This is a genomic window from Acidobacteriota bacterium, from assembly GCA_026393755.1.
In the GTDB taxonomy this organism is placed as follows: domain Bacteria; phylum Acidobacteriota; class Vicinamibacteria; order Vicinamibacterales; family JAKQTR01; genus JBAXOX01.
This window is the reverse complement of sequence record JAPKZO010000006.1, coordinates 124518-147423: the sequence shown is the minus strand read 5'-3', so window position 1 is coordinate 147423 and position 22906 is coordinate 124518. Positions and strand designations below refer to the sequence as shown.

Below are 22906 nucleotides of genomic sequence, written 5' to 3'. Positions count from 1 at the left end.
AAGGCGGCTACTCGTACGACCTGACGAAACGCCACTTCTTGGCCGACCTGCCGCCTCGCGCAGGCGGCTTTGCCGCCGTCTTCCTGGCGCCGCGCGCGCGTTTGGCGGCATCCCGCAGTCCCGAGCAGGGGCGATTCGCCAGATCGGCCAGCGTGAACCGGTCAAGAACGTCGCGCAGTTCACGGGTCACCTTGACCCACACCTGGCGAGACGAGCAGCCCGGGCTTTGGTCGCACATCGACGGCAGATCGACGCAGTCCATCAGACAGAGTGGGCCGACGCCCGATTCGATGACCTCGCGGAGGCTGATGCGGTCGGGCAGGCGTCCGAGCACGTACCCACCCGTGCGCCCGGGCCGCCCTTTGATGAGCGCCGCCTTCCGCAAGGGCCCGGCAATCTGTTCAAGATAGCGCCAGGGCAGACCCGTCGCGGCGGCGACCTGCTTCAGGCCGACCGGCTTGGGGTCCTTCACGTGGCAGGCCAGTTGAGTGAGCAACTGCAAGCCGTATCGACCGCGAGTATTCAGGCGCACCAAAAACCTCCGTCAGGCGATTGTTAATTCCTACGTCGTCGCTCGGATTCTGTCAAGGGAATAGTGGCGCAATCCGACGGGCCAGCGAACGATGCGGCGTCGATTTACCAATACCCGACCAAGCGAAGTCAGTCCGGCTACTCCCATGTCGTACGTAGGCTTCGACCCGGTCGATCCCAGGCTGGACCAAACCGGCATTCCTCGTCGCCACGGCCCCCCCACCGCCACCACCCTTCTCTTGCCCAGGACTCCGAGTTCTCGAGTGCGTTCTTGACAATTATGGACATATGCTCATAATGATACCGGAGTCGTTGATCAGTGCCACGTCCGTTCTGCTCCCGCCGTATCGCCGGCCGACCGGTCGCCCCCGTCTTTGTGCCGGCCGGCGTTCCCCGGATGCTGCTCGATGATGTCGTCATGACCCTCGACGAGTTCGAAGCGCTCCGGCTCGTCGACCTGGAGAAGCTCTACCACGACGGCGCCGCCGAACAGATGCAGGTGTCCAGGCCGACGTTCTCGCGCATCATCGACTCGGCGCGCACCAAGATCGCTGACGCGCTGGTACACGGAAAGGCCCTCAGAATGGAGGGCGGCCCTATACAGGTGCACACGGGTCGACGGCGCTGCTGCCGCCTGCACGACGCACTCGGCGAGAAGCCGCAGCGGCGGGACCCACAGTGCAGGAAACCATGCCCCCGGGAAGAGGAACTTCTGTGAACATCTGCATTCCTGTCAACTCGGATGAGGGCATCGCCAGCCCGGTTTGCGCCCACTTCGGCTCGGCGCCCTTCTTCATGATTGTCGACACCGAGCTCGGAACCTGTCGCGCACTCCCAAATCGGAACCAGCACCACGCGCATGGCATGTGCCAACCGCTGATGGCCATCCAGGGCGAAGATCTCGGCGGCATCGTCGTAGGCGGCATCGGAATGGGCGCGTTGAGCAAGCTGCTGGCGTCCGGGCTCCAGGTCTATCGTGCCGAGCACCCGACCGTGGAGATGACCATGGCCGCGTTCAAGGCGGGCAAACTCCGGGCGATGACGGCCGACGCGGCCTGCGGAGGCCACGGGCAAGGCCATCAACACGGTCACGCGCACGGTCGCGGCTGAGGAGGCGGATAGAGGGTGAAGGATGGGAGATCACGGTGGCGGCAACACCGGAGCCCGCCGCGCGGGACGTTCGCAGATCGACGGGTGCGCTGAGGCGCGCCTGTCCCTTGATAGGAGGGGGAAACGTGTCGAATCCGATTCGCGTTGGCATCATCATCTGCGACAGGTATCGGACGTGCGCTGGCGGGAAGTGCCTGCGAGCGCTCAGGGCTCACGAAGGCGCGTTCAGTGCCTATGAAGGACGCGACGTCGAACTCGTTGCGTTCACGACCTGTGACGGATGTCCCGGCGGCAACGTCGAGCATGCGCCGGAGGAAATGAAGAAGAATGGAGTCGACGTCATCCACTTGGCGACCGGCCTGGTCGTCGGGTATCCTCCGTGCCCGCACATCGACTACTTCAAGACGTTCATCACCGAGAAGTACGGCATTCCGGTCGTTATCGGCACGCATCCGATCCCGGAGAAGTACTACCTCACCCACCAGGCATGTGGCACGTGGACCGGACCTGAGTGGCCGGCCCGTCTCTCCCCGACAGTGGGCGACAAGGCCATACGGCTCGCGTACGACTGACCGCCGGGGGCGATCCACGCGCGCACAGGAGACCAGGATGAAGGCCAGACACACGGGTATCAACAGCAGACTCGTCCCCTGTGGATACCCCCCGCCGACGCGACCGGCGCGGCTCCCCGGGTGGCGCTGCACAGCCGAAGCGGACGTACCGGCCGGTCCGGACGTGCCGTGTCCTCACGTGCCGTCTGCACCGACTTGAAGGCCCGATGCTGGGCTATAATGGCATCGCCTGCTGGGTTTGAACCTGCCCCACGCTAGAACCGGTTTCAAGACCCCCATTCTGGCGGCCCGAGCGACAACCGCGTACGCAGGTCTCGGAACTGCCTTTAGAGATCCTATGAGCATGATCTACCTCGACAATGCCGCGACGTCGTTTCCGAAGCCCGAAGAAACGTATGTCTTCATGGACGAGTTCTACCGGACGCACGGTGTCAACCCGGGCCGTTCGGGCTACGACCTGTGCATGGAGACGGGCCAGTTGGTGGATGACACGCGAAAGCTGTTGACGCAATTCTTCAACGGCTCCGATCCTGATCGCCTGATCTTCGCGTACAACTCCACCGACGCGTTGAATCTCGCGCTGTTCGGGATGCTCTCGGCCGGCGATCATGCGGTCACCACGACGATCGAACACAACGCGGTGCTGCGCCCCCTGTACCACCTGGCAACCCACCACGGTGTCGAGGTCGATCATGTGCCGTTCGACGAGCGGGGCTTCATTGATCCGGACGCCGTGGCTGCGCGCTTCAGACCGACGACCCGTGTGGTGGCGATCAACCATGCGTCGAATGTCATTGGCACGGTCCAGCCCATTCAGGAGATTGGGCGTCGGTGCCGGGATCGCGGCATCCATCTGGTCGTGGACGCGTCGCAGACGGCCGGGAAGATCCCGATCGATGTCCAGGCGATGAACGTGGATGTGCTGGCCTTTACGGGCCACAAGTCGCTGATGGGGCCCACCGGTATCGGTGGCATGTACGTGCGGGAAGGGGTTGAGATCCGGCACACACGCGCCGGCGGCACGGGTGTCCGATCGGCCCAACGGTCGCACCTCGACGAGTACCCGTGGCGTCTCGAGTACGGCACACCCAATATCATGGGCATCGCCGGCGTGAACGCCGGTCTGCGGTGGATTCACAAGACGGGTCTGGCGGCCATTGAGGCGCACGAGATGGGGCTGATGCGCTCGCTGGTGGAGGGCCTCCGCGACATTCCTGGGGTGAGCCTCTACTGTCAGGACGACCTGACCAACCACATCGCCGTGATGAGCTTCAACGTCGACGGGTTCGAGCCGGGCAATACCGGGACGATGCTGGACGTCGACTACAACATTGCGTGCCGAACCGGCCTCCATTGTGCACCCAGGGTGCACGAACAACTCGGGCTGGACAAGCTGTATGGCGCCGTCCGGTTCGGACTAGGCCCGTTCAACACGGAAGAGCAGATTACGACGGCCATCGGCGCCGTGCGGGAGATCGCGGCAGCCCGTGCGAAAAAGGTTCGCTGAACAGGAGAAGACACGATGAAGATCGCTATCGCCACTGATCACGACTTCGTCGCCTCGGGCTTCGGCTGCTGTCCGTTCTGCAGCATTGTCGAGGTCGAAGACGGCCGGATCCGTGAAACGCTGCTGATCCCGAACCCGGGCGCCAGCCACACCTTCTGGGCCGACTTGTTCGTGCGCAACTCGATCAAGTACGTCATCGCGGGTTCCATGGGACCGACGGCCCGGTCTGTGATGACGGGAAAAGGCGTCCAGCCTGTACTCGGCGTCACAGGCCAGGTTGATGACGTCGTCCGGCGGTTCATCGCCGGAGAGTTAAGCGTTGCGGCGCCAATCACTGACGAACATGCCGCCTCGTGCTGCGAGTGCAAGAGCTAGCATGAGCGAACCCGCGCCGACGCGCGCGACGCACGCCAGCTCCGAGCAGACTGGACGGGCACGATAAATGGACACCGCCGTTGACGCGGCCTTCCGCGCGTTCCTGCGGGACTATCCCGGTTACTCGGCGACCTCGAAACTGGACACCTTGCGAGCGACCGACTACGAGCGGCTCGACAGGCTGGGTCATGTCTGCCTCGACTACACCGGTGGTGGACTGTACTCGGCGTCGCTGTACCGCTCTCCCGCTGAACCATCTTCCTGATCGGCCGTCTCTACCGCCGCCCGGTCGGTGATCGCCCGGCAGGGTCATTGCCGCGCCCAACGGTCGGTTGATAGCCGCCGGGGTCGGCACGTCGCCAGCGTCTCCGGCGACCTACCTGCGTCCCGGCGCCGCAGGGCGGTGTGTGCGCGTGCGCGCCGGTGGCCGGCCGGTGGCCGGGGCGCCAAGGCTCCGGACGTCGCGGACGAATCGCGCCATCGAGTGAGACACGTGATCGAGAACGGTGGCCCACTCATCGAGGTGCTCGCGCCCCTTCGGCGTCAGCCGGTAGACGCGCCGGGCCGGTCCCACCTGGGCGACATCCCATTCGGACTTGACGTTGCCGTTCATTTCGAGCCGGCGCAGCACCCTGTAGAGGGCCGCTCGCTCGATTTCGGCGTCGGTGAGGGTATGCTGCTGCAGTTCGCCCGACAGGTCGTATCCGTACGAATGCCCCTTCTTGCTGAGCAAGAGCAGCACAACCGGTTCGACGAACCTGGAGAGGTTGCCCATGGCGCAAGTACACGGATAGTCCTTCCCGTGACGTGTGCACACTCGGCTTGGCACGTGCTCCTCCTCTGGACCCGGCGGGGTTCCGACGCAGAAGTCTAGCATGCGCCGCACTCAACCACGTCCGCCTCCCGAATTGGGTGTGCCTGGGGTCGGACGGGCGATCGGCCCGGGCTCATCCGGCGTCGGCCGCGCCCACCACTTCGCGGATCTTGGCCAGGAGTTGCTGGCGATCCGGCGGTTTGTCGAAGTAGCCTGCCGGCGGTGGCACGTGCTTCCTCGTCTCGATAAAGCGCTTGAACTCGTGCGACACGCCCGTGATGATCACCACCGGAATGTTTGCGGTCGAAGCGTCCTCCTGAAGGTCACGGAACATCCGTACGCCGGATTCCTCAGGCATCGTGATGTCGAGGGTGATGGCGTCGGGATGGTGTGTCTTCGCCATCAGGAAGCCCTCGCGACCGTTGCTCGCTGAGAGCACGCCGAACCCGTTGTCCTTGAACAGGGCGGACAGGTAGGCGACTTCGTCGGTTTCGTCCTCGACCACTAGAATCGTCTTCTGCGGGTTCATTCGTGTCCCTCCGGTCTCGACGGTTTCTGCAGCGCGGCCAGCGCCCGCTGCAGGGCGTCATGGTCGGCGCTGGCGAGCGCGTCTTCCAATGTGCGACGCAGGTCAGTGGGTCCCGGCGGCGATGGGGTCTCCAGTTTCAGAAGCGCGCGGATCGCCGCCACGTAGGTGCCGGGGTTGACGGGCTTCTCGATGTACACGCCGGGTCCGCGCAAGGTCATTTCCTCGAAATCCGGTCCGCCCAGCTCGTCCCGCGCGTGGCCGGTGACAATGAGAACCGGGATTCTGGACAGACGCGGGTCCTTCTGCAGGTCCCGGTAGAACCTGGCTCCGGAGTGGCGCGGCATCACCAGATCGAGGGAGATGGCATCGGGCGCGTGCGCACGCACCTTGGCCATCGCATCGAGACCGTCGGTGGCCGTCTCCACGGCAAACCCGGCATCTGCCAGAGCGCCCTGGAGGTAGTTGCGAACATCCTGTTCGTCGTCAACGATCAGCACGCGCATCGGGGTTTCCTGGTTCATATTTCCCTCCGAGGCCCTCCGCCTCCGCCGTGCCGGCGGCTTTCGCCAGCGCCTCCAGGCGGGCACGCGGCAGCAGAATGCGGAACACCGACCCCTGGTCCACCGTCGACTCGGTCTCGATCCGGCCCCCGTGTTCCTGGACGATCCTGCGTGTGGTGAGCAGGCCGAGTCCGGTCCCCTTGTTTCCCTTGGTGGTGAAGAACGTCGTGAACACCCGTTCCTTGAGCTTCGAGTCCATGCCGCAGCCGTTGTCGGCCACTTCATAGACCACGTCGGACGAACGGCTGCGCGTCCGGACGGTCACCAGGCCCCCGGGTTCCCGGCGCAGCAGGGCCGCATCAATGCCGTTCGACACGAGATTGGTCAGGCACGACTCGATCCCGGCCGGATCGAGCGGCGCCGGCGCCACGTCGGCCGCCGCATCGAGGACGAGCTCGACACCCTGCTGGCGGGCCGCCTCCCGGTAGAGGTCGACGACCGTGCGGGCGACATCGTTGGGATTGGTCATCCGGAACTCCGGAAGACGTCCTTTGGCGAAGCTGAGGAAGTCGCGCACCATCGCCGTGGTCTTGCCGAGATTGCGGTGGAGGATTTCCCAGCCTTCAGTGATCCGAGGCACGTCCGCCTTGGTCAGGCCGCTCTCGAGCAGGTACATCCCGCCTTCGAGCGCCATCAGCAGGTTCTTGATCGTGTGGGCCAGCCCAGCGACCGTCTGCCCCACTGCCCCCAGGCGCTCGGCCTCGAGCTTCTCCTTCTCCAGCTGTTTTAATGGCCGGAGGTCCTGCATGAACGCCGCGCGCCCGAGTGCCTGCCGATGGCTCCTGAGATTGACGGCCGAGAACCGAACCGGCACCTCTTCCCCGCCGACGGCCCGGACGAGCACTTCTGGGAGCGTGAGTTCGAACTCGGCCGCTGGCGATCCCTCGAAGAACTCCGGCGGCAACATCTCGCGCAGGCGTCGGGGAGAGGGGCTGCTGTTTGCCGCGAGGCCGAGCAGCGCCCGCGCCGCCGGATTCAGCAATCGCGTGCCGCCGGCCGCGTCCAGCGCCAGGATGCCGGTGGCGGAGTTGTGCACGAGGCTCTCGTAGAAGTGCCGGGTCCGATGGAGTGTATCCTCGAGCCGGCGGATGTCGGTCACGTCGGTCGAGATCTCGATGACGTGGGCCACCTCGTTCCTGCCCCGCGACAGCGGTGAGGTGGTCACCACATAGTGCGCGGGTGATCCGTCGCGGCGCACGCCAAACTGGCTGGCCACGTGATCGCCGCCGTCCTCGAAGGTCAGGCTGGCGGGACAGCTGACGCAGGGCGTCTTGCGCCGTTTGTAGACCTCGTAACACCGTCGTCCTTCGGTCTCGCCGAACGTCGCACGCAGATGCTCGTTGGCGCGGATGACCCGGAAGTCCCTGTCGATCACCGAGACGGAGCACGGGACGCGGTCGAACAGCAGATCGTATTCGCGCGCCAGTGCCGTGTCTCGGTCAGGTCCGTCGTCATCTCGATGACGAACTCGACCACACCGTGCTCATCCTTCAACGGCGCGATGTGCACGACGTAGTGACAGGCGCGGCCGTGCCGGTCGACGCCCGTCTCGTCCGATACCCGGACGCGGCCGTCCTCGAAGGTGGCCAGCGCCTGACAGCACGAGCATTCGCCGCTGGCGTTCTTGCAGACTTCGTAGCACCTGGCGCCGCGCCATTCGCCAAAGTACTCCTCGAAGTTCCTGTTGGCGGCCACCACCTGGAAGTCCCGATCGATGACGGCGACGTTGAAGGGCACCAGTTCGAACAGGCCTGGCCCCAGCAGCGCATCGAGCCGATCGCGGACCCGACTGGTCATCTCGCCACACCCTGGGGCAGCACGACACTGGCCCCTATGCGCTCGCGGACCGCGAGGTCGGGCGCATCGACGAAGCTGCGCCGCTCCCGGTGGCAGTTGGTGCACCGGCCGAGATTGGGCTTCTTGCGGGCCGCCATCACATGCGTGTGGCAGTCGATGCAGAGGGCGTGCATGGCCCGCACGTATCCGGATGCGCGGTACCCGTTGTTCACCTTGATGAACGCCCCCGCTGGAATCAGGTCCTTGTGGCACGTCACGCAGGTCTTCGCGGTGGACGCACTCCGGGGCTCGGCCGAAGGGTGACAGGTCGCGCAGGAGAGGCGGCCACCTGTGGGGGAGGCGTGCCGCTCGTGGCCGAACGCGTCGGTCGGTTGCCACATGTCCCGGTGACATTCGAAGCAGCCGGATGCCCGGTCGCGGGGCAGGTTCATGTGATGGCACCGCGGGCACGACTCCTTGCCGCCCTCCCGCTGTTCGTGCGCGTCGTGGGGAAAGGCGACACCGTTGCCGTCCAGGTTGCCGTCGATCCACAGAATCTCTCCGCCGCGCGCTCTGTGGGCAGGCCCTGGCTCGACACCGCGGCCGGCCGCCGCCGACGCCGGCAGCAGGGCAAACCCGACGGCGGCCGCGACGACGAACACGAGGGAATACACGGTCCGATCTGCCACGGCCGGCACACCGAGCCAGGTCGTGCCGACCTTGTCGAACTCGGGAAGCTTGAGGGGATCCGCATCGGGATCGGCGGGACGATCGTGCCAGACCGCAAACCGCTCGACGGCGAACAGGAAGGCGAGCACCGCCGCGGCCACCACGCCGGCGCTGACGGCGAACTCGGTCCAGGCCGGGACGTAGAGCGCCTCGCCGCGGCCCGTGTGGACCAGTCCGCCGACGTCGACCCGATTGAGAACGACGCCGAAGACACCGAGCCCGGCCGCCGCAAACTGGCCTGCGCGCGAGCGGCGGACGCGCCCAATCGACAGGAGCACGATCGGAAGCCCGGCCATCACGGCCACCTCGAACCAGAACATCTTCACCTGCCACTCCCCTCCGGTCAACAGCCGGAGGTTCCCGCGGGCGGCGAGGTCGCCGAAGCGCAACGCGAGGTAGGCGAGCAGGATCCAGCGAGCGGGCGTGGTCAGCCCCTCCAGTACCCCGGTTTCGGGCTTGCGCCGGTACACGTACGCCGTGAAGTGGCTCTCGACGATGACCATCTGCAGGCCGAGGGCGATCGCGGAGACGAGGAACAGCACGGGCAGCCACGGGGAGTACCACAACGGGTGCACGTGGTACGGCATCGCCAGGAACAGCGATCCGAGCGACGACTGGTGCAGCGTCGACAGGCCGATGCCGGCGATCACGAGCGGCAGCCGCCACTTGAGGAGCACGCGCCGGATCTTCGCGAGCGCACTGAACTGCTCGGCCGGCACCGGGAAGAACTCCAGGGCCAGCACCGTCAGGTACAACATCACGCACCAGCCGACCTCGAAAAGCGGCGAGCGCGTGTTCCAGAACACGATCATGTGCCAGATGTTCCACGGCAGACCAAGGTCGAACAGCAGGCCCACCACCACGGCGAGATAGCCGAGGAACGCCGTCAGGACCGCGGGACGGACCACGTCATGGAAACGCTCCAGCTTGAAGATGTAGACCGACGCCGTGATGATGAAGCCGCCAGCGGCCAGGGCGACGCCGGCCATCACGTCGAATCCGATCCAGAGCCCCCAGGGCGTGGCGTCCGACAGGTGGCTGGTGGCGCCGAGCCCGACCAGCATGCGGGTCGTCCCGACGGCGGCGGCGAGCCCCACGATCGCCCACAGGACGAACTTCAGTCTGCGCGCCCTACTCATCGTGGTCCTCCGACTGCCGTTTCATCCGCCGCTCGACGACCCAGTGCACGCCGGCCATCACGGCCACGACCCCGGTGAACGCGAACGGCACGGCCTCCATGGCCATCGACGTCCGCTCGGGAATCGGCACGCGCCCCAACGCCATCCCGTGGGCCAGGAACGACAGGTCGACGTTCGAGATGTAGACGACCGAGGTGCCGCCGATCTCGTCTTCTCCCCAGACCCTGTCGATGTACTTTTCCGGGTGCTCGGCTATTCGACGATGGGCCTCGGCCAGCAGGACGTCGCGGTCGCCGAAGATTGTGGCTTTCGTCGGACAGGCCTCCGTGCAGCCAGGCTGACCGCCCGTCTTGATGCGGTCGTAGCACAACACGCACTTGCGGACGTAGGGCACGCGCTGGTCCCAGTCGTACCGTGGGATGTTGTACGGGCACGCCATCATGCAGTACCGGCACCCCAGACACTTCTGGCCGTCGTACACCACGGCGCCGGTCTCGGTCTTCGACAGGGCTCCCACGGGGCACGCCGCCACACACGCCGGCTCGAGGCAATGCCGGCACTGCTTGCGCACAAACGACTGGTCGGGGCCGCGCACCACCGAGGTCCAGTTTCGCGCCGAGAGCCCATCCTGGAGATCCCATCGACGCGGCACGTCGGCCTCGAGCTTGTTGACCTTCTTGCACGCCAATGCGCACTCGTTGCAGCCGATGCACAGCGTGGTGTCGGTAAGGATGGCGGCGTTCATCGGACTCGGGTCTCCTCGGAATCAGGAATGCGGCCCACCGAGCCGGGATCTCTCAGCCCAGCTCGGCCGATCGGCGAACCCGAGCGTGGCGGCGACGCGGTCGCCGGCCTCGGGCACGAACTTCCAGGCGACGGCGGTCACCAGTTGCGACAAGGGCTGAAGCACGCAGTGGGTGATCTTCGTGAACGGGAGCAGGAACATAACGGCGTCGGCCGACAGGAGGTGCAGCAGCATGCCGGCCTGGTAGGTCAGGGGCGCGAGCGTCAGGTTCGCGCACGCGAAGCCGCTCACGAAGGGCACGGCCAGCAGCAGCGGCCACACGTAGTCCTGCAGCCGGCTGATGGCGCGGGATCGCCGGTCGGCGAGGCGCCCGGCGAAGAGGCCCACTGCCGTCACCAGCATCAGGAGGGTGAGGCCGTCGGCGGCCGCGGCGGGCAGGACCGGCCACGCGATGCCGATCACGGATTGCCAGAGCCGGACATGCGCCTGGAGCAACAGGGGCACGAGCAGCAGCCCCAGATGGAACAGGACCGAGGTCAGGCTGTAGAGCGGACGCGCCCTCCCCGCCCGACCCACCGGCAACGCCCATCCGAGCGTCTGGCGGAAGATCTCGCGGTAGGCCAGCGCGCGGTCGTCACTCCGCCCGTAGGCCTCAATGATGCCGATCCCCGTCAGCCACAGCACGCGCGCGAGGCCGAGCACCATGATCGAGAAACACAACCGGAATAGCGGGCCACGCGCGAACACGATCCAGGCTTCCACGCTTGTTCCTCCTGCGGGCGTCAGTCGAGCACGAGGGCCTTGTAGATCAGGTCGTGGAGCCCCACAATCTTGCAGTCCATCCCCTGATCCTCCATCAGTTCCCGGAGCTGCTTCTTGCAGTTGGCGCAGGGCGCCACGCAGTACTCCGCTCCGGTGGTCCTAATCTGATCGGCCTTGACCCGGCCGCCGATCGCGGTGCGATAGGGCCGGATCTCGTCGATCGAGACCGTGCCGCCCCCGCCGCCGCAGCAGATATTGTCGCGTCGATTCGGGGTCATCTCCACATAGTTGCGGCAGAAGGCCTTCAGCAGCTCGCGTGGCTGCTCCACGATCCATCCCGGCCGGGCGACATTGCACGGATCGTGGTACGTCACGCGCTCGGTCACCACGTCCGGATTGAGCCGGAGCCGCCCCTCGCGCCACGCCCGATGCGTGTATTCCATGATGTTCAGCACCGGGAGCGCTTCGGCGCCGCCGCAGAACATCGGGTAGAAGTGCTTCGCCGACCGTGAGGCGTGGCCACACTCGCCGATGAGGATCTTCTTGACCTTGAGCCGCTCGGCTTCGGCCCGCACCTTCCGCAGCACGTGCTCCAGGACCTGGTCGCTGTAGAACAGCCCGTAGTTGATCCCGTCGAAATAGCCCGTCCCGATCGTCCAACTGTCGCCGGTCGCGCGGAACACCGCCGCGATCCCCATCAGGCTGTCGGCCTCCATGATGAAGTCTGAGACCGCCGGCAGGAACAGGTACTCGGCGCCTTCCTGATCGACCGGGAACGGAATGGCGATGTGTTTCTCGTCCTGCATCTCCTCGCTGAGGAATTCGAGACTGTCCAGTAGGGCGGGCACGGGGATCGCCGACGTGTTCCCGCTCGCGCCGAGCAGCTGTTCGCGGGTGCTGACCGCCAGCGCACGCGGCACGATGCCGATCTCCGAGAGTACATAGCGCCCGAGATGCGTCACCAGGCCATGATCGACGCCCATCGGGCATTCGAAATGACAGCGCCGGCACGCCGTGCAGTCGTAGAAGGTGTCCGCCATTTCGGCGACGGTCTCATCGGTCAGTCCGGGGTCCCCGAGGATCCGTCCGCGCAGGATGCCCGAGATGGTGAAGTGCCGGCGATAGACCGCCAGCAGCAGCTCCGAGCGCCAGCAGGGAATGTCGCGATCGTCGCCGGTGGCCTCATGGATCTGGCACTTGACGGCGCACCGGGCGCACTTCGTGCTGATGCGCGCGTAGTGGTCGAGGGCCACCCGGTAGTTCGTGTGCTTCAGGATGGCGGCGAAGGCCTCGAGAAACCGCCTGGGGCGGTCTCGGACGTCGAAGTCCTCAACGTGGTATCGGACGGCCAAGCGCTGGCGCTCGATGACGGCCGGCTTTTTCGGCAGGGCGAACGCGCGTGCGCGTTCGGCTTCGGTGAGTGGTGCGCCCGGCATGGTGTCGCTCGTCCTCCGTCTGGGCGGGATGCGCGTGCCAGCCGCCTGGGGAGGAACAGGGACCGGCAGTAGGGGCGTGACAGAGAGAGAATATCACATATAGATGTATTTCACATCTAAACGAATACTACACTTACTTGGTCGACAATCGGAATTGATCGTCCCCGCGAGGGGGAACGCACCCGGCCGCTCAGGTGGTGGAAGGACCGGGCCAGCCCGGTCGTCGAGTCCCCCTGTACGCCGGATGCAGGAACGCGATCGGTGGCGGACTCGGGGCGAGCGGCGCGGGCGTCAGGGCAGGATCGGTTCTGACGTCATCTCCGCACGCCGGCCAGCGCCGCGCCGGCCGCGACGACGGTCTCGTCGATGGTCGAACAAGGCCCGGCTCCCTCCACCGCCCGTCTGCCACGCTTCAGGCAGGACCCGGGGGGGGACGGGATGCCGCCGGCGTCGGATCTGTGAGACCGCGTCGGCGCACTTGCCCCACGTCCCGAAGTTCCCTATAGTTGCTCGGCAGAGAGACTTGGCATGTTCCGCATCCTCTTCGCATGCAGCGGCAACGCGGGGCGCAGCCAGATGGCTGTGGCGTTTGCGCGCAGGATTTCGCCGAAAGACATGGAAATCACCTGCGCCGGAGACGTTCATCAGGATGTGGCGCCATCCGCCTCTCGGGTGATGGCGGAGCTCGGGATCGAGATTGCGCCCCGGGTGGCCCTTGCACTCGACGAAATCCGATATGAACCATTCGACGTCGTGGTGACCTTGTGCAACCACTCCCGGGAATCGTGCCCGACGTTGCCCGGTTCGCCCGCACGTGTGCACTGGCCGCTTGTCGATCCCGCCACACAGGACCCGGCAACGACCGGCCCGGCTGACGAGGTGTTCCGGCAGGTCAGGGACGATATCCGCCATCGTGTGGAAGGCCTCTTTCAGTTCGGGTTTCTCGAATCGATCCGCCAGGTCCGCATCACGCTGGGATCGCTGCTCGACAATCTGACGGACGGCGTCCTGGCACACGATATGGATCGCCGGATCTACTTCTTCAACCGGGCGGCACAACAGATCACGGAGCGCGAGTACGGCGACGTCATCGGCCGCGACTGCCACGATGTCTTCCTCGACCGGTTCTGCGGCGGCGACTGCTCGTTCTGCACCGACCAGCGCCATGCCGCACGCTCGAGGCTGGGCTACCCCCGCACCTTCATCACCAAACGCGGCGAACGGCGCGACCTCCAGATGTCGGTGGTGACCACCGAGACTCCTGAGCATCATGTCACCGGTGCGCTGGTGGTCTTTCGCGACGTGACCGAGGTGGTTCATCTGCGTGAGCGGCTGGAGCATACGCGGGGGTTCTGCGGCATTGTCGGGCGCCACCCGTTGATGCAGCGCGTGTTTGATTCGATCCGCGAGCTGACCGACATCAACGTGCCGATTCTGATTCAGGGCGAGAGCGGCACGGGCAAAGAGCTGGTGGCCACGGCCCTGCACCAGTTGAGCCGGCGCGGCGCAGGGCCGTTCGTCCCGGTAAACTGCGGCGCGCTGCCCGAGGGCACGTTGGAAAGCGAGCTGTTCGGGCACGTCAAGGGCGCATTCACCGGCGCGATCCACGATCGGAAGGGACGGTTCGCGCTCTCCGAGGGCGGGACCATCTTTCTCGACGAGATCGGCGAGATCTCCTCGGCCATGCAGGTCAAGCTCTTGCGAGTGGTGCAGGACAAGCTGTTCATGCCGGTCGGCGGCGAACGGAACCTCAAGGCAGACGTGCGAGTCATCTGCGCCACCAACAAGGACTTGAAACGCCTGACCCAACAGGGTCTGTTTCGCGAGGACCTGTACTACCGTCTTGCCGTGGTACCGCTGACGGTCCCGCCGTTGCGCGAACGCGCGAGTGACATTCCCCTGCTCGTCGAACACTTCCTCGACAAGTTCTCCAGTGACACCGCGAAACGCGTGACCCACGTCACGCCGGCGGCTCGCGCCCGCCTGGAAAGTTACGCGTGGCCGGGCAACGTCCGAGAACTCGGCAACGCCGTTCAGTTCGGCATGATCAAGTGCCACGGCGATGCGCTTGATCTCCAGCATCTTCCCCCGGAGATCGTGCCGCTTCAGAAGAATCCGATCGCCACGAAGGCGGGACGTCCAGGTAAGCTCGACGTCGAACGTGTGGCGGACGCGCTCAGCAGGGCGGGGGGCAGCCGGGCGCACGCGGCCCGGCTGCTTGCCGTCAGTCGGACTACCCTGTATCGCTTCCTTGATGGTCACCCGGTGTTCCACAATACAGACCTGTAACGAAATAGATTCTGGACACGCCCCGTCCTGAACGACACGACTGCAAAGCACGATGTTGTCGTAACTTGAGACCAGGTGGCGGCCGCTGACCACTCTCTGCGGCGGACCGATCCGTCACGAAATCAGCAGACCCCTCCCGAACCAGCCCAGTCCGATTCGCCCGGGAATATCCTGCGTTTTCAGTGCTTTCGAGCTGCGCGCAGAAGGTGGGCGCCTGGCACGTCGCATGCTCCAGTGTTGTTGTAGTTGCACACACTGGAGACTCGAGTGGCACGGGACTGCAATCAGAACATCCTCAAAGTGCTCCGGTTGTCGCGAGACATGATGCTCCTGGCCGACCATGGCGACCAGACGCGTCTGGATACCGGGTGCGGTGTCCTGTTCGGAACGCTCCGCGACACGGCCTACAAGCTCCGCAACCTTGCCGAGCAGGAGATGCAGGTCCACAGGAATGCCGGTATCCGGGACACCAAGGAGCCGAACGTTGGCTGACACCAGCAGCGTCAATCGCCCCACGACGGGCGTCATCCCCGTTCACAAGAGCGTGGTGCGGCTTGTCAAGGCCGACATCACGACATTGGACGCCGAAGCCATCGTCTTCTACGCCAGGCCCAACCTCGCGCTCGGGTCTGGCTTCGGCAATGCGATCGCCCGAAGGGGCGGTGCAACGATCAAGGAGGAACTCGACCAGATCGGATCGGTTCAGGTCACCGGCGCCGTGGTCACGTCGGCCGGCACCTTGAACGCCAGGTTCATCGTCCATGCCGTGGGTCCGGTGTTCCAGGAGCCGGACCTTGAGCAGAAGCTGCGCGCGACGATGGTGAACGCCCTCAAGCTGGCGGACGATCGGGGGATCGCTCAGATCGCGTTTCCCCCGATGGGGGCCGGGTTCTACGGTGTTCCTCTTCCGGTGTGCGCGGAGGTGATGCTGTCGACGCTGACGGCATACCTCTCAACGACCACGGGCATTCGGGAAGTGATCATCTGCGCAAACGACACTCGAGAGTACAAGGCGTTCGAAGCCAGGCTGGCGGCGATGACACCGGCGTCGTCGTGACGACGCCGCCGACACCAACCGCGCGTGAGACAGGATATGAGTGATCTCCTCCATTTCGCCGAACACCGGCTCCAGGAAACGGCCCTGCTGGTCATGGCGTGTGTCTACGCACTCCGGATTGCCTGGCTGCTACGCTTCAAGGCCGGTCGGGACCGTCAGGCCCCCACGGGCCCTACACCGCCAGCCATGCGACGGGGCATCCTCTATTCGTGGCTCAACGTCGCGATGCCGCTGGCCATGGAAAGTACGCGCACGCACATCCTGCTGTACGCGCAGTTCGTCGTCTTCCATCTCGGCGTGGTGGCCGCCATTGCACTGTCGTTCATCATTCCCTACGGCCCGCACTGGCTCGACGCTTCATGGCTCGTGCTCACGCTCCAGATCATGATAGGCGCGGCCTTCCTCGTGTCGGTCGCGCGATTGGTCCGCCGCGTGTCCAACAGGACGATGCGGGTGATCAGCACGCCAGATGACTACTTCTCCCTGACGCTGCTCGCGATCTGGTTCCTGTTCGCCGTCCTGGCGGTGCCGAACCGCGTGGACGCCCTCGAGACGGTGCGGCTCGTCTACTTCTTCCTGACGGCTTTCTTCCTGTTGTACGTGCCGTTCAGCAAGATCTCGCACTACCTCTACTACCCCTTCACGCGTTTCTATCTGGGCCGGACGCTGACCCACCGAGGTGTCTTTCCGATCCAACGAGGCCCCCGGCCTCGTTCCGTGAGGACCCCGTAGACGGCACCGCGCCACTGCGCCGCCGATGCGACGCACCGTCACCCGAACGGCATAGACCGGAGAGCAGCGTGTCCACGAGTTACCAACCCCGCTCGCACAAGGCCGACAAGCTCCTCGAGCGCATGGCGAAGAAGCTCAACCGGCAGGTGGTGGGCTCCCTGACGGCCTGCGTGCATTGCGGCATGTGCACCGATTCCTGTCACTACGTGCTGACCAATCCCGACGACCCGACGTATGCGCCCGCCTACAAGGCTGACCGCGTCCGGAAGATCTTCAAGCGGCACTTCGACTGGACGGGCCGGGTCTTCCCCTGGTGGGTGGGCGCGTCGACGGTCTCGACCGACGAGGAACTGGAAGAACTGAAGGACATCGCCTTCGGTAAGTGCACGAACTGCCGGCGATGCACGATCAATTGTCCGATGGGCGTCGACTTCGCCGTTGTCAACCGCATGATGCGCGGCCTCCTGGTGTCGGTCGGCGTGATGCCGGAAGGCGTCGCCGTCGTCAGCAAGGATCAATGGGAGATCGGCAACCAGATGGGCGTGCTGAAGGAGGAGTACCTCGAGACGCTCGAGTGGATGTCGGAGGAACTCAGCGGCGAACTGAACGACCCGGCCGCGGTGATCCCGGTGGACGTCATGGACGCCGACGTCGTGTATTCCATCAATCCGCGCGAGGTCAAGTACGACCCCCGGACCATTGCCGACGCGGCGAAGATCTTCCACCTGGCCGGTGAGAAGTGGACCATGCCGAGCGAGGGCTGGGACATGACGAACTTCGGGCTCTTCTCCGGCGACGACGACCTCGGCGGCGCCGTGGCGCGGCGCCTGTACGACAAGGTCACCGAGTTGCGCGGCAGGAAGCTGGTGATCTCCGAGTGCGGCCACGGGTATCGGTCGACGCGGTGCGAGGGCCCGAATTGGGCCGGCATGGATGTCCCGTTCGTGATGGAGAGCTCGGTCAACACCATGTTGCGGTACATCAAGGAAGGCCGCATCAAGGTCGACAAGTCCCGCAACACGACGCCGGTCACCTTCCACGATTCGTGCAACAACGCCAGAAGCTGCGGCTTGTTCGAGGAACCGCGCGAGCTGCTCAGTCTGGTCGTCACCGACTTCCGCGAGATGTACCCGAACCGGTCCGAGAACTACTGCTGCACCGGCGGCGGCGGTGCCATGTCGATGAGTGAGTACACGCCCCGACGTTTGAAGTCGGCCAAGGTCAAGGCCGACCAGTTGGCCGCGACCGGAGCCAGTGTCGTGGTGACGTCATGTCACAACTGCGTGGACGGCCTGACCGACTGCATCCGCCACTACAAGCTCGGCATGCAGGTCACCCAGCTCGTCAACCTGGTTGCCAATGCCATCGTCGTACCGACGAAGGTCGCGCTCCCCGCCGTGGTCGAACCCGAGCCCGTCGCACCACGGGCTCAGCTCAGCCTCGCGGGCCGACGGATCCTGGTCGTGGACGACGAGCCGGATGTGCTGGTCTTCTACAGCGCGGTGCTGCAGGACAATGGCGCGAGCGTGTTCGAAGCCAGCGACGGGGATTCCGCCATCGCGATCGCGCGCCGGGAGAAGCCGGACTTGATCACGCTGGACCTCTCGATGCCTGGCACCGACGGCGGCAAGGTCTTCGAGACGCTGCGCAAGGACCCCGATCTGGCGGGCATCCGGGTGTGCATCATCACCGGCCGGCCGGAACTGCGCCGGTTGATCTACGACCGCGGGGTCTTTCCGCCCGAGGGGTACCTGGACAAGCCCGTGGACGACGAGACCCTGCTCCTGAACGTGCGGAAGATCCTGGAGGTGCACTAGGCTGCCCCCCGCGGGGACCGTTCGAGAGGCAGCGTCGTCCGGGCAGACGAACACCGAGCCACAGGCCGAAAGGCAGCGATGGATCTTCCCTACGAGCAGTACTTCGACGCGATGCCCTGCTACGTCACCGTGCAGGACCGTGACTTTAAGGTGATGGCGGCCAACCGGCGGTTTCGCGAAGCCTTCGGTGACTACCGAGGGCGATACTGCTACCAGGTCTACAAACACCGCGCGGAGAAGTGCGAGGTCTGCCCGGTTGAACAGACGTTCCGCGACGGCCAGGTTCACAGCGGCGAGGAACGCGTCACCTGCCTCAACCGGACGGAGGTATCGGTGATCGTGTACACCGAGCCCATCCGCAACGAAGAGGGCCACATCACGGGCGTGATGGAGATGTCCACCGACATCACCGATGTGAAGCGCCTCCAGAACCAGCTCCGCAACAGCCAGGCGCACTACAGCAGGCTGTTCGAGGAAGTGCCCTGCTACATCTCCATCCAGGATCGTGACCTGAACATGGTCGACGCGAATCGCCTGCATCGCGAGACGTTCGGCGACTTCCTCGGGTGCAAGTGCTACGAGATCTACAAGCATCGAACCGAGGAGTGTTTCCCGTGCACCGTCCGGGAGACCTTCGACGACGGCCAGTTGCACGTCCATGAGGAGGTCGTGACGTCGCGGGACGGTCGCCCGATCAACGTCCTCGTCCACACGACGCCAATCGTTGGCGCCGACGGCAAGGTCGACCGGATCATGGAAATGAGCGCCGACATCACTCAGATCCGCCGGCTCCAATCCCAGCTCGCCTCCATCGGGCTGCTCATCGGGTCCATCTCCCACGGGATCAAAGGCCTGCTCAACGGGCTGAATGGCGGAGTGTACCTGGTCAACAAGGGGCTCGCCGCAGGGGATCAAGCGCGTGTGGCCAAGGGATGGGGCATCGTCGAACGGAACATCGAGCGGGTCCGCAACATGGTCCTGGATATTCTCTATTACGCGAAGGACCGCGAACCTGACTGGAAGCCGGTGTCGGCCGAGGCCGTCGTCAACGAAGTGTTCGAGGCCATGCGGGACAAGGCCACTGAGCTTGGTATCGAGTTCACCCGGGTGGTCGCCCCGGAGACAGGCACGTTCGAGGCGGACGAGAAGGCCGTGCGGGCGATGCTGGTGAACCTGACGGAGAACGCGTTCGACGCATGCCGCCTCGACGTGAAGAAGCCGGTGCACCGCGTGACGCTCCGGACCGGTCAGACAGATCGTTCAACCGGATTCGAGATCGAAGACAACGGCATCGGGATGGAACAGGAGACCCGGGAGAAGGCCTTCAGCCTGTTCTTCTCCTCGAAGGGCTCCGAAGGCACGGGGCTCGGCCTGTTCGTGGCGAACAAGATCGCAACGGCGCATGGAGGCTCTATCCAGATTGAGTCAACACCTGGCACAGGCACGCGTTTTGTGGTCGCCATTCCGAACTCCAGATCCGGAAGCGCCGCCGAACCCGGCGCCGTCACCGCCCTTGGGACACACTGAGATGACCGACAAGAAGACCATTCTGATCATCGATGACGACGCGGACACGGTGACCTATTTCTCCAGCCTGCTGGAAGACAATGGGTACGCTACCATCACCGCCGGGAACGGGGCACAGGCCATCGACCTGGTCAAGAAGCACCGCCCCGACCTGATCACATTGGATATCACGATGCCGGAAACCTCCGGCGTTCGGTGCTATCGCGATCTGCGTGAGACCGAGGCATGGCACACGATTCCCGTGATCATCATCACCGGCGTGTCCGACGACTTCCGTACGTTCATCTCGTCGCGCAGGCACGTGCCGCCTCCGGACGGCTATCTCAGCAAGCCGGTCGATACCGGGGAACTGCTGGCGCTTGTCGCCAAGCTGCTGCCGATCTGATCAGCCGGCGACGAGGCCAGCTGTACACGGCGCTCCTCGACTCACGTGAGCTCAAGGCTTGGCATCCGTCACGCCCAGGCCACACCCAGCGCCGCGCCGGCGGCGGCAATCGTGTCGTCGATATCCGCGTCGGTATGCGCGATTGAAATGAAGTTGGCTTCGAACTGCGACGGTGCCAAAGACACGCCGCGGCGCAGCATCTCGTGGAAGAAACGCCCATAGCGCGCGGTGTCGCACCGGGACGCCCGCGCCCAGTCGACCACGTCGTCCGCCGTGAAAAACAGCGTCCACATCGACCCGGCACGCGCGACCCGGCACCGATAACCGCCCCGCTGAATCTGCGCCAGCAGCCCCGATTCGAGGCGTGCGCCCAATGCCTCGAGCAGGCCGTAGAACCCGGGCGTCGCGTCGATCTGACCCAACGTCGCGAGTCCCGCCGCCATCGCCAGCGGATTGCCAGAGAGCGTACCGGCCTGATACACGGGACCCTCCGGCGCCACCAGCGCCATCAGGTCCGCCCGCCCTCCGTAGGCCCCTACGGGCAACCCGCCACCGATGATCTTGCCGAGTGTGGTCAGGTCAGGCCGCACACCGTACAGTTCCTGGGCACCGCCCCTGGCCAGGCGGAACCCCGTCATCACTTCGTCCAGGATCAGAAGGGCATCGTGCCTGGTGCACAACGCCCGCAACCCCTCCAGGAAGCCGGGGCGCGGCGCGACCACCCCCATGTTGCCCACCACTGGCTCCACGATGACCGCGGCGATGCTGCCAGGGTATTCATCGAAGACACGCGTCACGCCGTCGAGATCGTTGAATGCGGCAGCCAGGGTGTCACGCGCCGTTCCCTCAGTCACGCCGGGACTGTCGGGCACGCCCAGCGTGGCGGCACCGGAACCGGCCTTGATCAAGAACGAGTCGCCGTGACCGTGGTAGCACCCCTCGAACTTCACGATCTTCGGCCGTCCGGTCGCGCCCCGAGCCAGGCGCGCAGCAGACATGGTCGCTTCAGTGCCAGAGTTCACCATCCTCACGCGCTCGAGCGATGGCACCCAACTGGTCAACTGCTCCGCCATCTCCACCTCAAGCCGGGACGGCGAGCCGAATGAAGCACCGCGTGTGATCTGATGCGTGACGGCGTCCACCACGGCTGGATGCCCGTGGCCGAGAATCATCGGACCCCACGACCCGATGTAGTCGATGAAGCTCCGCCCATCCTCGTCTTCGACACGGGCGCCATGTGCGCTGGCAATGAACAGGGGTGTGCCGCCTACGCCGCGGAAAGCGCGTACGGGCGAGTTGACACCGCCGGGGATGCACTGTCTCGCTCTGTCGAACAGGGCCCGGCTCTCTGCCCCGGCCGTCTGCGGCAGGTCTGCCACGCTTCACTCCTCCGGATGAGGTCCGCTCAGGCCAGCGCCCGTGCGGCGGCCTTGGCGAAATAGGTCAGGATGATGTCGGCCCCGGCCCGGCGAATGCAGAACAGCGTCTCGAGCATGATCCGGCTTTCGTCGAGCCAGCCATTGGCTGCCGCCGCTTTGATCATCGCGTATTCACCCGAGACGTTGTACGCCGCAACGGGAACTTCGAAACGCGTCTTGACCTGGTATACGACGTCCAGGTACGCGAGGGCAGGTTTGACCATGACGATGTCCGCCCCTTCTTCGAGATCGAACGCAACCTCCCGCAGAGCCTCACGGCCGTTGGCCGGATCCATCTGATAGCCCCGGCGGTCACCAAAAGCGGGGGCCGATCCGGCCGCATCACGAAACGGTCCGTAGAACCCCGACGCGTACTTCGCGGCGTACGAGACGATGATAATGTCGGTACGGCCGACTCGATCGAGGGCGTCACGAATCGCCCCCACGCGGCCGTCCATCATGTCGGACGGAGCCACGACATCGGCCCCCGCCGTCGCATAGGCCAGGGCCGCATCGGCCAGGCGCGGCAGGGCCCGATCGTTGTCCACATCGACTCTACCGTCCGGCCCGGCGCTGAGCGGTCCGCAGTGGCCGTGGTCCGTGTACTCACACAAGCAGACATCGGCCCACAATGACAGCGAGGGGTACTCACACCGCAGCGCCTTGAGCGCAGTGGCCACCGGCCCCTGAGGGTCGGCGGCCGCCGCCCCATCAGGATCCTTGGCATCAGGAAGACCAAACAGGATGACGCCCGAGATCCCCAGGGCCTGGAGATCGCGGCACTGGGCGACCAGTTCGTCGACGCTCAACTGGAAACAACCCGGCATCGCGGCGATCGGGCGCCGTACGCCTTCACCGGTGCACACAAACAGAGGCTCAATCAGGTTTGCGGGGCTCAGTTGCGTTTCGCGAACGAGCCGCCGTATCGTATCGGTTCGGCGGAGGCGACGGGGACGTTGCGTCGGAAAGCTCATCATGACACTCCATCGAGGAGACTGACCTAGTCTAATCTACATCGCGCCGAGCATGTCTGCACCAGCGTTGGGGGCCAGGTTCGTGAAATCGTCTCTCGGCTGGACCCGTGGTCGAACAGGAT

At 65.2% G+C, this 22906-nt stretch carries 25 protein-coding genes; 13 read left to right on the top strand and 12 right to left on the bottom strand.

The genetic code is table 11. The features are described 5' to 3' along the window. Window positions 1-7: 7 nt before the first annotated feature. A complete protein-coding gene (locus tag NTV05_03020) occupies window positions 8-532 on the bottom strand; it encodes an Rrf2 family transcriptional regulator (GenBank protein MCX6543368.1) in 525 nt (174 codons plus the stop codon). A gap of 318 nt (window positions 533-850) precedes the next feature. Here NTV05_03020 and NTV05_03015 point away from each other — a divergent pair, with 318 nt between their 5' ends. The 6 genes from NTV05_03015 (at window position 851) to NTV05_02990 (ending at window position 4360) form a co-directional block, all read left to right on the top strand. Then, on the top strand, window positions 851-1249 hold the full coding sequence (locus tag NTV05_03015; GenBank protein ID MCX6543367.1) for a DUF134 domain-containing protein: 399 nt from the start codon (window positions 851-853) through the stop codon (window positions 1247-1249). Beyond that, the gene (locus NTV05_03010; protein ID MCX6543366.1) at window positions 1246-1641 is read left to right on the top strand and encodes a diguanylate cyclase; all 396 of its coding nucleotides are present in this window, start codon (window positions 1246-1248) and stop codon (window positions 1639-1641) included. Before NTV05_03015 ends, NTV05_03010 begins: the two co-directional genes overlap by 4 nt. Before the next feature lie 125 nt (window positions 1642-1766). Then, window positions 1767-2213 carry a CGGC domain-containing protein gene (locus NTV05_03005; protein ID MCX6543365.1) on the top strand — a complete coding sequence of 149 codons (447 nt, stop codon included), beginning with the start codon at window positions 1767-1769 and terminating at the stop codon, window positions 2211-2213. 337 nt (window positions 2214-2550) lie between these two features. After that, window positions 2551-3720: an aminotransferase class V-fold PLP-dependent enzyme gene (locus NTV05_03000; GenBank protein MCX6543364.1), complete on the top strand. Its 1170-nt coding sequence runs from the start codon at window positions 2551-2553 to the stop codon at window positions 3718-3720. A gap of 15 nt (window positions 3721-3735) precedes the next feature. Next, window positions 3736-4095, top strand: coding sequence for a hypothetical protein (locus NTV05_02995; GenBank protein MCX6543363.1), 360 nt, complete (start codon window positions 3736-3738; stop codon window positions 4093-4095). Between the two features lie 67 nt (window positions 4096-4162). After that, a complete protein-coding gene (locus tag NTV05_02990) occupies window positions 4163-4360 on the top strand; it encodes a hypothetical protein (GenBank protein ID MCX6543362.1) in 198 nt (65 codons plus the stop codon). 111 nt (window positions 4361-4471) lie between these two features. Here the strand turns inward: NTV05_02990 and NTV05_02985 are convergent, their stop codons facing one another. From NTV05_02985 to NTV05_02945, 9 genes are all read right to left on the bottom strand, one after another. Continuing rightward, the gene (locus tag NTV05_02985) at window positions 4472-4924 is read right to left on the bottom strand and encodes a PadR family transcriptional regulator (protein ID MCX6543361.1); all 453 of its coding nucleotides are present in this window, start codon (window positions 4922-4924) and stop codon (window positions 4472-4474) included. A 118-nt stretch (window positions 4925-5042) separates the two neighbouring features. Further along, window positions 5043-5438, bottom strand: a complete 396-nt coding sequence (locus NTV05_02980) for a response regulator (protein ID MCX6543360.1) — start codon at window positions 5436-5438, stop codon at window positions 5043-5045. Further along, window positions 5435-5959, bottom strand: coding sequence for a response regulator (locus NTV05_02975; protein ID MCX6543359.1), 525 nt, complete (start codon window positions 5957-5959; stop codon window positions 5435-5437). Before NTV05_02975 ends, NTV05_02980 begins: the two co-directional genes overlap by 4 nt. After that, the gene (locus tag NTV05_02970) at window positions 5922-7373 is read right to left on the bottom strand and encodes an ATP-binding protein (GenBank protein MCX6543358.1); all 1452 of its coding nucleotides are present in this window, start codon (window positions 7371-7373) and stop codon (window positions 5922-5924) included. The genes NTV05_02975 and NTV05_02970 overlap by 38 nt, the downstream gene beginning before the upstream one ends. Then, entirely contained in the window at window positions 7370-7795 is a 426-nt protein-coding gene (locus tag NTV05_02965) for a PAS domain-containing protein (protein ID MCX6543357.1), read from the bottom strand. Before NTV05_02965 ends, NTV05_02970 begins: the two co-directional genes overlap by 4 nt. Then, the gene (gene hybB / locus NTV05_02960; GenBank protein ID MCX6543356.1) at window positions 7792-9642 is read right to left on the bottom strand and encodes a Ni/Fe-hydrogenase cytochrome b subunit; all 1851 of its coding nucleotides are present in this window, start codon (window positions 9640-9642) and stop codon (window positions 7792-7794) included. Before hybB ends, NTV05_02965 begins: the two co-directional genes overlap by 4 nt. After that, window positions 9635-10387, bottom strand: coding sequence for a 4Fe-4S dicluster domain-containing protein (locus tag NTV05_02955; protein ID MCX6543355.1), 753 nt, complete (start codon window positions 10385-10387; stop codon window positions 9635-9637). Before NTV05_02955 ends, hybB begins: the two co-directional genes overlap by 8 nt. 21 nt (window positions 10388-10408) lie before the next feature. Beyond that, a complete protein-coding gene (locus tag NTV05_02950) occupies window positions 10409-11149 on the bottom strand; it encodes a hypothetical protein (protein ID MCX6543354.1) in 741 nt (246 codons plus the stop codon). 20 nt (window positions 11150-11169) lie between these two features. Continuing rightward, complete coding sequence (locus tag NTV05_02945; GenBank protein ID MCX6543353.1) at window positions 11170-12585, bottom strand: (Fe-S)-binding protein; 1416 nt, start codon at window positions 12583-12585, stop codon at window positions 11170-11172. Window positions 12586-13113: 528 nt separating this feature from the next. On the opposite strand from NTV05_02945, the gene NTV05_02940 reads away from it, so the two are divergent. The 7 genes from NTV05_02940 to NTV05_02910 all read left to right on the top strand — a co-directional run bounded on the left by NTV05_02940 (window position 13114) and on the right by NTV05_02910 (window position 20392). Next, on the top strand, window positions 13114-14874 hold the full coding sequence (locus NTV05_02940; GenBank protein ID MCX6543352.1) for a sigma 54-interacting transcriptional regulator: 1761 nt from the start codon (window positions 13114-13116) through the stop codon (window positions 14872-14874). A gap of 267 nt (window positions 14875-15141) precedes the next feature. Continuing rightward, the gene (locus NTV05_02935) at window positions 15142-15366 is read left to right on the top strand and encodes a hypothetical protein (GenBank protein ID MCX6543351.1); all 225 of its coding nucleotides are present in this window, start codon (window positions 15142-15144) and stop codon (window positions 15364-15366) included. After that, window positions 15359-15931, top strand: coding sequence for a macro domain-containing protein (locus NTV05_02930; protein MCX6543350.1), 573 nt, complete (start codon window positions 15359-15361; stop codon window positions 15929-15931). Before NTV05_02935 ends, NTV05_02930 begins: the two co-directional genes overlap by 8 nt. Before the next feature lie 36 nt (window positions 15932-15967). After that, complete coding sequence (locus NTV05_02925; protein MCX6543349.1) at window positions 15968-16663, top strand: hypothetical protein; 696 nt, start codon at window positions 15968-15970, stop codon at window positions 16661-16663. Between the two features lie 68 nt (window positions 16664-16731). After that, window positions 16732-18480 (top strand): response regulator, encoded by a 1749-nt coding sequence (locus tag NTV05_02920; protein MCX6543348.1) that lies wholly within the window; start codon window positions 16732-16734, stop codon window positions 18478-18480. 78 nt (window positions 18481-18558) lie between these two features. Next, the gene (locus tag NTV05_02915; protein ID MCX6543347.1) at window positions 18559-20007 is read left to right on the top strand and encodes a PAS domain-containing protein; all 1449 of its coding nucleotides are present in this window, start codon (window positions 18559-18561) and stop codon (window positions 20005-20007) included. A gap of 1 nt (window position 20008) precedes the next feature. Continuing rightward, the gene (locus NTV05_02910) at window positions 20009-20392 is read left to right on the top strand and encodes a response regulator (protein ID MCX6543346.1); all 384 of its coding nucleotides are present in this window, start codon (window positions 20009-20011) and stop codon (window positions 20390-20392) included. A 68-nt stretch (window positions 20393-20460) separates the two neighbouring features. Here the strand turns inward: NTV05_02910 and hemL are convergent, their stop codons facing one another. Beyond that, complete coding sequence (hemL, locus tag NTV05_02905) at window positions 20461-21771, bottom strand: glutamate-1-semialdehyde 2,1-aminomutase (GenBank protein ID MCX6543345.1); 1311 nt, start codon at window positions 21769-21771, stop codon at window positions 20461-20463. Between the two features lie 26 nt (window positions 21772-21797). Continuing rightward, entirely contained in the window at window positions 21798-22784 is a 987-nt protein-coding gene (gene hemB, locus NTV05_02900; GenBank protein MCX6543344.1) for a porphobilinogen synthase, read from the bottom strand. Window positions 22785-22906: the final 122 nt, after the last annotated feature.

Excerpts from the sequence above, each read along its gene's own strand:
- NTV05_03000 (MCX6543364.1), top strand. The coding sequence starts at position 2,551 with ATGAGCATGATCTACCTCGACAATGCCGCGACGTCGTTTCCGAAGCCC.
- NTV05_02995 (MCX6543363.1), top strand. The coding sequence starts at position 3,736 with ATGAAGATCGCTATCGCCACTGATCACGACTTCGTCGCCTCGGGCTTC.
- NTV05_02990 (MCX6543362.1), top strand. The coding sequence starts at position 4,163 with ATGGACACCGCCGTTGACGCGGCCTTCCGCGCGTTCCTGCGGGACTAT.
- NTV05_02980 (MCX6543360.1), bottom strand. The coding sequence starts at position 5,438 with ATGAACCCGCAGAAGACGATTCTAGTGGTCGAGGACGAAACCGACGAA.
- NTV05_02975 (MCX6543359.1), bottom strand. The coding sequence starts at position 5,959 with ATGAACCAGGAAACCCCGATGCGCGTGCTGATCGTTGACGACGAACAG.
- NTV05_02965 (MCX6543357.1), bottom strand. The coding sequence starts at position 7,795 with ATGACCAGTCGGGTCCGCGATCGGCTCGATGCGCTGCTGGGGCCAGGC.
- hybB (MCX6543356.1), bottom strand. The coding sequence starts at position 9,642 with ATGAGTAGGGCGCGCAGACTGAAGTTCGTCCTGTGGGCGATCGTGGGG.
- NTV05_02955 (MCX6543355.1), bottom strand. The coding sequence starts at position 10,387 with ATGAACGCCGCCATCCTTACCGACACCACGCTGTGCATCGGCTGCAAC.
- NTV05_02945 (MCX6543353.1), bottom strand. The coding sequence starts at position 12,585 with ATGCCGGGCGCACCACTCACCGAAGCCGAACGCGCACGCGCGTTCGCC.
- NTV05_02940 (MCX6543352.1), top strand. The coding sequence starts at position 13,114 with ATGTTCCGCATCCTCTTCGCATGCAGCGGCAACGCGGGGCGCAGCCAG.
- NTV05_02925 (MCX6543349.1), top strand. The coding sequence starts at position 15,968 with ATGAGTGATCTCCTCCATTTCGCCGAACACCGGCTCCAGGAAACGGCC.
- NTV05_02915 (MCX6543347.1), top strand. The coding sequence starts at position 18,559 with ATGGATCTTCCCTACGAGCAGTACTTCGACGCGATGCCCTGCTACGTC.
- NTV05_02910 (MCX6543346.1), top strand. The coding sequence starts at position 20,009 with ATGACCGACAAGAAGACCATTCTGATCATCGATGACGACGCGGACACG.
- hemB (MCX6543344.1), bottom strand. The coding sequence starts at position 22,784 with ATGAGCTTTCCGACGCAACGTCCCCGTCGCCTCCGCCGAACCGATACG.